Origin of the sequence: Dapis hubbardiae BLCC-M172, from assembly GCF_050016015.1 — a bacterium.
GTDB lineage: Bacteria > Cyanobacteriota > Cyanobacteriia > Cyanobacteriales > Microcoleaceae > Trichodesmium.
The window spans coordinates 1-1,097 of the sequence record NZ_JBNHEQ010000093.1 but is presented as its reverse complement, the minus strand read 5'-3'; the positions used below and the strand labels follow the sequence as shown (position 1 = coordinate 1,097).

Genomic DNA, 1,097 nt, shown 5'->3' with positions numbered 1-1,097 from the left:
CCTAAATTTTTCCAGCCTGGTACTTGCCAATCTTCACCACAGATAACCAGACTGCTATTGTTAGCCTCCTGTAACTGAGCAACCATTTCTTTTATTTCAGCCAGTTTAGCTTTACCCTCTTGGTACTTTCTACCTTTGCACTGCAACACATTTTCAATGATGAACGTATCGGACTTACCTTCACTTACTAACCTACCCACTTCCGTAATTAGACTAGCTGAAATTTGCTCGGAAGTGGTAGTGTTAGCGTTTTCTGGAAGTTCCTCTGGATAAATTTAAATCGGTTCATCAGTAACAGGTAATTGGTCAAATCCCTGTTTTCGCTCATAGATATAAGTTGCTATTGTGTGAGTAAAAGTTTCGTCATCCGCTTTTTTCAAGATAGTAAATATCGGTGAGTAGCGGTTGATGGCCATGGATAGCCCGATTGTACTCAACCCTGATAGAAGTCCTCCTGAGTAAAGGAATGACTTGATGGTGTCGTCCTTAGATGCAGTAGGTGACACAAAAAGGATTAATGATGATAGAGTGGTGACACTCGCTGTCGATATTAGGAGTGTACGGAATGACTTTAACATCTCCAATAATAGGGAAGGTCTTAAATCCATACTAGACAACCTCCAATCAAACTAATTCCGATTACTATTGACCAAATTCTTAAATCTTTTTCTAGCCAGAGGAAAGCAGCTACAGCCTTTGTGGCAAAAAGGATAATGATTATAGGTAATTGCAAGGTTTGGGAATTTTTCAGGGCTAAGTGAAGTAAGGATGAACCGCATAATCCAGAAAGCAGACATCCCCATAAAAAGTAGAATTGTGATACCATGATTTTTGTGACTTAAAATACAGTTAAAGTCAGATAGGGTATACATTAGCAGTTTATTATAAACTTTTATAATGAACTTTTATAATAAAACTGGAATATATATCCCTGTCAATTATTTTCCTATGATTTCAGAGAGTTGGCGATGGCCTCTATCTGCTGCTGTGCAGAGTTATCGGCCTTTTGCAACCCAGTGTTGATTCCAGCGTAACCCTTGTAATATTTAAAGTGAGTAAACCCTTTAATCTGACATTGTGATAGTAATTGAACATCT

At 38.1% G+C, this 1,097-nt stretch carries 3 protein-coding genes; all 3 read right to left on the bottom strand.

The window, feature by feature from the left end:
• Positions 1-200, bottom strand: a 200-nt coding sequence (locus tag ACP6PK_RS09140) for a hypothetical protein (protein ID WP_426559344.1), incomplete at its 3' end; no start/stop codon positions are given.
• 75 nt (positions 201-275) lie between these two features.
• Positions 276-416 carry a hypothetical protein gene (locus ACP6PK_RS09135; protein WP_426559343.1) on the bottom strand — a complete coding sequence of 47 codons (141 nt, stop codon included), beginning with the start codon at positions 414-416 and terminating at the stop codon, positions 276-278.
• Positions 417-598: 182 nt separating this feature from the next.
• Positions 599-826, bottom strand: coding sequence for a hypothetical protein (locus ACP6PK_RS09130; RefSeq protein WP_426559342.1), 228 nt, complete (start codon positions 824-826; stop codon positions 599-601).
• Positions 827-1,097 lie beyond the last annotated feature (271 nt).

What these genes read in the sequence shown, in the direction of transcription:
- ACP6PK_RS09135 (WP_426559343.1), bottom strand. Translation starts at nt 416, where the DNA reads ATGGCCATCAACCGCTACTCACCGATATTTACTATCTTGAAAAAAGCG.
- ACP6PK_RS09130 (WP_426559342.1), bottom strand. Translation starts at nt 826, where the DNA reads ATGGTATCACAATTCTACTTTTTATGGGGATGTCTGCTTTCTGGATTA.